General features: G+C 71.4%; 7 protein-coding genes and 1 pseudogene. All 8 read left to right on the forward strand.

The window, feature by feature from the left end; all coding sequences use genetic code 11:
- A partial coding sequence (locus FRW57_RS23315) for a hypothetical protein (RefSeq protein ID WP_162529374.1) occupies positions 1 to 1,377 on the forward strand: 1,377 nt, incomplete at its 5' end.
- Between the two features lie 25 nt (positions 1,378 to 1,402).
- Positions 1,403 to 2,056: a hypothetical protein gene (locus tag FRW57_RS15305; RefSeq protein WP_137123065.1), complete on the forward strand. Its 654-nt coding sequence runs from the start codon at positions 1,403 to 1,405 to the stop codon at positions 2,054 to 2,056.
- Between the two features lie 9 nt (positions 2,057 to 2,065).
- Entirely contained in the window at positions 2,066 to 2,398 is a 333-nt protein-coding gene (locus tag FRW57_RS15310) for a LysM peptidoglycan-binding domain-containing protein (protein ID WP_137123064.1), read from the forward strand.
- Complete coding sequence (locus FRW57_RS15315; RefSeq protein WP_152186400.1) at positions 2,391 to 3,509, forward strand: hypothetical protein; 1,119 nt, start codon at positions 2,391 to 2,393, stop codon at positions 3,507 to 3,509. The genes FRW57_RS15310 and FRW57_RS15315 overlap by 8 nt, the downstream gene beginning before the upstream one ends.
- Positions 3,510 to 4,043 (forward strand): phage baseplate assembly protein V, encoded by a 534-nt coding sequence (locus FRW57_RS15320; protein WP_137123063.1) that lies wholly within the window; start codon positions 3,510 to 3,512, stop codon positions 4,041 to 4,043. It begins immediately after the preceding gene.
- Positions 4,044 to 4,050: 7 nt separating this feature from the next.
- Entirely contained in the window at positions 4,051 to 4,392 is a 342-nt protein-coding gene (locus FRW57_RS15325) for a hypothetical protein (protein ID WP_137123062.1), read from the forward strand.
- Entirely contained in the window at positions 4,389 to 4,757 is a 369-nt protein-coding gene (locus tag FRW57_RS15330) for a GPW/gp25 family protein (RefSeq protein ID WP_202911680.1), read from the forward strand. The genes FRW57_RS15325 and FRW57_RS15330 overlap by 4 nt, the downstream gene beginning before the upstream one ends.
- Positions 4,754 to 6,539 (forward strand): annotated as a pseudogene (locus FRW57_RS15335) (hypothetical protein); the annotation flags it as partial. The gene FRW57_RS15330 and the pseudogene FRW57_RS15335, both read left to right, overlap by 4 nt.

Consider the following 6,539-nt stretch of genomic DNA (forward strand, 5'->3'; position numbering starts at 1 on the left):
CCCGCCGAGCGGGAGGCCGCCGGCGTCGCCGCCCGGCCCGGCCGGGCACCGGCGATCATCCATGGCACCGGGACCGACGTGGCCCGCGACGAGGGCACCGCCGAGATCGTGGACACCGTCACCGGCTTCCAGTCCACGCCCACGCAGTTCTCCGCCACCATGCACCGCGAGCAGTTCCGAACCCACGCCGTGGCCGAGGCCGCCCGTAAGGGCACCGTCCCCAAACCGCCGGTCATGGACACCGGCGACGTCCGGGTCGTCCTCGACACCGCCGTGCCAGAGATCCGGCTCCCCGTGCGCGTCTCGGCGCGCGCGGCCGTGGCCAGCGACTACGGCACCAACAGCAAGCCGACCACCATCAAGAAGGGCCCCATCTCGCAGGCACGCGTGACCGAGGTGTCGGGCGAGTTCGTGCGAACCCTGAACACCCGGCTCAACGGCTGGTTCTCCCTCGACGTCCCCGCCTGCCAAGGAGTGGCCTGGTCCGGCCGGACCCTCCCGATCCGGGTCGTCGTCAGCCAGGTCTCCAGCGGTCCGGTCGACTACACGGTGGCAGTCAGCCCGCACAAGGGTCGATCCTTCGTGTGGCCAGGAGGAAGGCTGGTGCTGCTCTTCGCCGAGGACCTTGACCAGGGCACGCTCGCCCACGAAGGCACCCACATGGTGCTCGGCCACCCCGACGAGTACGCCGAGTCAGACCCGGCCCTGCGTCAGGTGGCCCCCCTGCAAAAGGGGGAGCAGCGCGTCCACACCGACTTCACCCTGGCCGGCGACCACTTCGCGTGGGGACGGTGGGTGCAGCTGCACGAGCGGCACTTCTCGTTCGTGCCGGTGTTCGTGCAGGACGTGCTGACCCGGCTCGGCCATCCCGACTGCCACCCGTCGCTGAAGCAGCTCGACCGGCCCACCCAGACCATCGTCAGCCCGAGCTTCGGCGTGGGAGGCAGCAGCTACGGCGGCGGCGCCATGTACCTCACCGCCGGGATCGACGTCGGCTGGAACCTCGACCGGCGACGCAGCTGGCGGGCGTTCCTTGGCGCCCACGGAGAACTCCTCCTCGGCAGCGACTACCGAGCCAACACTGCCTTCCTGCTCGGCGCCCGGCTCGGCTTCGAGCACCGGTGGAACCCGGGTGGCTTCGGCCCCGGGTTGCAGCTGTTCGGTGAAGGGGGCGGGACCGGCGAGACCCACTCCTCCTCCTACACCGAGCCCCGGCGTCTCGCCCCTTATGCAGGGGCCGGAGCGCGACTCGATGTCGGGGCGTGGACGCAGGGGACGTTCATCCACGGCGGCATCGAGGCGTTCAGCGGCTGGCGCCTGGACGCCGAGCACCTCCACTTCGCCCAGCTCGGCTTCAACCTGGCCGTGGACTTCTGACCGTGACCGCACCGAGGAGGCCCCGATGAGCCCGATGCCCGACCCGCCGAAGGTGGCACGCGGTGGCGTCGTGCTGGTCGACCCACCGAGCGGACGGCCGCTGCGCACGATCCGGTTCCAGTACAACCCGGACACGCTGACTCGCACCCTGCAGCCACAGGGCATCGGCGGGGAGCCGGGCGACCGTCAGGAGGCCCTCCGACTGAAGGGCCCGCCCCACGAGACCTACAAGCTCGACGCCGAGTTCGACGCGGCCGAGCAGTTGGCCGACCCCGACAGCAACGCCGTGGAGTCCAGCCTGGGACTGCGGCCGGTGCTCGCAGCCCTCGAGTCTGCGCTCTACCCATCGGTGCAGCAACTCCTCCAGGAGGACCTGATGGCGGGGCGCGGCATGATCGAGGTCGCGCCGGTCGAAGCGCCGTTGACCGTGCTCGTGCTCGGCACCCACCGGGTGCTGCCCGTCCGGCTCACCGACCTGACCGTTACCGAGGACGCGTTCGACACCCGGCTCAACCCGATCCGCGCCAAGGTCTCCATGTCGGCGCGGGTGCTCACCGTCGACGACCTCGGTTTCGGCCATCGAGGCGGCCTGCTCTACCTCGCCCACCACCGGGCCCAGGAGGGGTACGCCGCGATGGTGATCCGCACTCCTGCCGACCTCGGCCTCACCAGCATCTAGGAGCCAACCGTGTTCGCCGCGACCAGCCGCTACGCCGCCCTCCCCGTGGTCGAGTTCCCTGCGCCCGACGGCACCGTCCTGCGCTACGCGCGGCCGCGGGTGATCGCCCGCCCCGACGATCTCATCGTCGTGGGCATCCACGTCGTCACCCCGGGCGACCGGCTGGACCGGATCGCCGCCGAACGGTACGGCGATCCCGAGCAGGCCTGGCGCATTGCGGACGCGCACCGCGTCCTCGATCCGGACCTGCTCACCGCGACACCCGGATTCCGGCTGCGGTTCACGGTGGCGTCCGGCCTGCTGCCGGCGGGCTCGGCCGGAGCGGGAGGCGTCGGTGGCTAGCAGCCTGCAGCTGATGCTGCTGATGGGGCCGATGGTGCCGCTCCCGGTGCCCGCGGCCCTGATGGACGCCTTCCAGGACGCGCAGGTCACCACGGCGACCGGGCGGTCAAGCGGCTTCCAGCTCACCTTCGCGGTCAGCACCAGGTCGCCGATCACCACCACCCTGCTTCCGGCCGGCTACTTCGACCCGAAAACCCGGGTGGTGCTGGTGGCGGTGATCGGTGGTCGTCCCACGGTGCTCTCCGACGGGGTGATCACCCGCCAGGAGCTCACACCGAGCGACGAACCGGGAGCCTCGACGCTCACGGTCACCGGCGAGGACCTCTCGCTGCTCATGGACCTCAGGCACGAGCGGCAGTGCTACCCGGCGCTGCCGCACAACATCCGAGCGACACTCATCTGCGCCAAGTACGCGATGTGGGGGATCATCCCGGCTGCCGTCCCTGCGGTGCTGACCGACATACCGAACCCCGTCGAGCACATACCCATCCAGTCCAGCACCGACCTGGCCTACCTGCAGGCGATGGCCTCGGAGGTCGGCTACGTCTTCTACGTCGAACCGGGCCCCGCCCCCGGAGCGAACGTGGCCTACTGGGGCCCCGAGGTGAAGGTCGGACCGCTCCAGCACGCCCTCACCGTCGGCATGGGCGCGGCCACCAACGTCGAGTCGCTGTCCTTCAGCTTCGACGGCCTCTCGCGCACGCAGTACACGATCACCTACACCGAGCCCCGCACCAAGATCGGCATCGGCATCCCGGTGCCCGACGTGAGCCTGCTGCACCCGCCGCTGGGCGCGCGACCGGCAGTGGCGCTGCGGGAGGAGCCACTGCCGGACGTGTCCGACCGCAAGGTCACCGAGATCCTGCTGCTGGGTCTGGGTCGTTCTTCGGCGAGCGCAGACGCGATCACGGGGCAGGGCCGGCTGGACGTGCTGCGGTACGGCGCCGTGCTCAAGGCACGCCAGCTGGTGGGGGTCCGCGGCGCGGGCCTGGCGTATGACGGCGCCTACTACGTCAGCAGCGTCACCCACGACATCAAGCGCGGCGAATACAAGCAGAGCTTCTCGCTGACACGGGACAGCCTGGTCTCTCCTACTCCGGTGGTGGTCTGAATGGTTGCCGATGCGCAGAAGTACTCCGGTCTCTACAAGGGCGTGGTCGTCTCCAACGTGGACCCCTACCAGTTCGGCCGGCTGCTGGTGCGGGTGGAGGACGTGCTCGGCAGCGACCCGTGCATCTGGGCCGAGCCGGCCACTCCCGTGGCCGGGCTGGCGAGCGGCGTGTACGCCGTCCCGCTGGTGGGGTCGGGTGTCTGGGTGCAATTCGTCGACGGCGACATCGACCGAGCGGTGTGGACAGGCTTTTGGCGAGGCGGCACGACGGAGGTGCCGACGGCTGCCAGGGCCGCGCCCCCCGGCACGCCGCAGCTGGTCCTCGGCACGCCGGGCCAGAACTACCTGCTGCTGTCCGACCTGGCCGGGCCGGCCGGCAGCATCAAGCTCCAGCTGCATGGACCCGCCGGTCCCTACATCCTGCTCTACGAGGGCGGCGTCGAGATCGGTGCGACCGCCGCAGGACCGACCATCAAGGTGACCGCGGCCGGGATCGACCTCGGCAACGGCGCGCTCACCGTGCTGCCGGGGTGATGACGCCGTGCCGGGACTCGTCTTCCATGCCCAGGCCACCGTCACCTGCTCACACGGCGGCCAGTTCAAGGTCACGCCCACGCAGTTCCGGGCCCTGGTCCGAGGCATGCCGATCGCCACCACCGCCGACGCGATGCTGGTGGGGGGATGCCCGGGCGTCAGCGGTGCGATCTGCTCCACCGCGAAGTGGGCCAACGTGTCCGGCCGGGTGCTGGCCGACCATCGTCCGGTGCTGCTGCAGGCGCCCGTCCCGCCGGTGCCGCCGGCCATCGGCAACGCCGCCGTCGTCGGTCCACCACCCAACGTTCCGCTGGTGATGACCATGCAGCTGCAGGTGATCGCGACATGAACCTGATCCTCGACTTTCCCTGGTCGGTGGGGCCGCGCGGGCGCACCGCCGAGACGACGTATGCCGAGCACGTGCGCGACCTCGTCGAGCAGGTGCTGTTCACGGTGCCGGGCGAACGGGTCGAGCTGCCCGACTTCGGCTGTCTCCTGGCCGACATGGTCTTCGAGCCGGGCAGCCCCGAACGAGCCGCGGCCGTGCAGTCCAGCGCCTCCGGCGCGCTGGGCCGGTGGCTCGGCGACGTCATCGCGGTTGACTCGCTCACCGCGACCGCCACCGACGCCACCCTCGAGGTGACGGTGGCCTACCGGCTTCTGCCCAACGGCCAGCAGCGCACCGAAACCTTTACCCAAGGGGGCCCGACGTGACCCCGCCTTCGGACCTGTCCTGCCGCGACACCCGACGACAGGCCGTGGCCCGCGCCCACGACCGCAACGGCGTCGACAGCGTCTCGGTGAGCGACGACCAGCTGCGGATCTCGGTGACGCTGTTCGGCGGTGCTCCCCGTGGCATCGGTCCCGGCAACATCCGGATCGACGGCCCGCCCGGGGCCCCGGTGGTGACACCACTGTCGGTGGCTTCGTGCCCCGACCCCGATCCCGAGGACTCCGCGTGCCTGCTGGTCCTGGTCGACGCCCCCGGCGACTGGTCCTGCTACACGCTCGCCGTCGTCGAGGCCGACCCGCACGGCCGGCCGGGCACCACGCCATACCCCGGCTTCGACCAGCGCTTCTTCTCGCTGCCCTTCACGTTCAAGCAGAACTGCCCGCATCCCCTCGACTGTCGCTGCGACTGCGCCACCCCGACCCCGCCGGACGACGGGCCGGTGATCGACTACCTGTCCCGCGACTACGCCAGCCTCCGGCAGCAGCTGCTGGACCGGATGAGTCTGATCCTTCCCGACTGGACCGACCGCCACGAGGCAGACGTCGGGATGACTCTGGTCGAGCTGCTCGCCTACGCCGGCGACCTGCTCAACTACCGGCTCGACGCAGTCGGCACCGAGGCCTTCCTCGACACGGCACGGCTGCGCACCTCGGTACGTCGCCACGCCCGGCTGGTGGACTACCGGATGCATGACGGCTGCGCGGCCCGGGCGTTCGTGTGCCTCGACGCCGACCAGGACGTCACCCTGCCGGCCGGCGGGTTCCGGTTCCGCGCCGGCGAGGAGGTGTTCGAGCCACTGGCCGTCGAGGACGTCAGGGTCGTGGCTGCGCACGGGCGGATCGACCTGTGGACCTGGGGCGACGCCGGGTGCTGCCTGCCGAGCGGTGCCACCGAGGCCCACCTGGTCGATGACGGGCTCGAGCTGGAGGTCGGTGACCTGCTGCTGCTCGAGGAGGTGCTCGGCGCCGCGACAGGGCTCCCGGCCGACGCCGATCCCACCCACCGTCAGGTGGTGCGGCTGGTCGCGGTGTCGCCTGCCCACGACGACCTGCTCGACCAGGACCTGCTCCTCGTCCGCTGGGGCGACGCCGACGGCCTGACCTTCCCGCTGTGTGTCTCGTCGCGCGGCGGACCCGACTGCCGCGACCTGGTCGTCGGCGTGGCACGCGGCAACGTGCTCGTGGTCGGCCACGGGTCCAGTACCGGCTGGTGCCAGGCGTCCCCGGAACCGCTACCCTGGCCCGGTCCACCGCTCGTCCAGCGCGGCTGCCCGGACCCGCCCTGCTTCGGCTGCCCGCCCGACGGCGCCGCCGACGTGCTGGCCTACCCGCCGCGTCGTCCCGTCCGCACGGTGTCCCTTGACCAGCACCCGGTGACCCAGCAGGCGCCGTGGCCCGACCCCGATGCCGTGGCCACGGCTCAGGCCGACGCCCTCGCTGCCCTGCCGGGTGCCGCACACGACCGGATTGTCGCGATGCTTGCTGCGGACGCACCGAACGACGCCGAACTGGCGTGGCTCACCACGATCTTCGGACCCGCAGTCCTCGATCGGTATGACGTTCGCGGGCACCCGCAGGAGGGGCTGCGGGCCCTGCTGTCCCGCTTCGACCGGCTGCTGGCGCCAAAGCTCGACCGACTCGCCGCGCTCGGCTGCCGGGCACGCGCCGGCTACCTGCTCCGCCAGGAGGTCGAGGGCCAGGAGCTGGCCTGGTCGTGGGGCGACGAGGTCGTGATCGACCCGGGCCGCCCCCGAGTGCGCGGCC

The sequence above is a fragment of the Segeticoccus rhizosphaerae genome, assembly GCF_009192725.1.
GTDB lineage: Bacteria > Actinomycetota > Actinomycetes > Actinomycetales > Dermatophilaceae > Segeticoccus > Segeticoccus rhizosphaerae.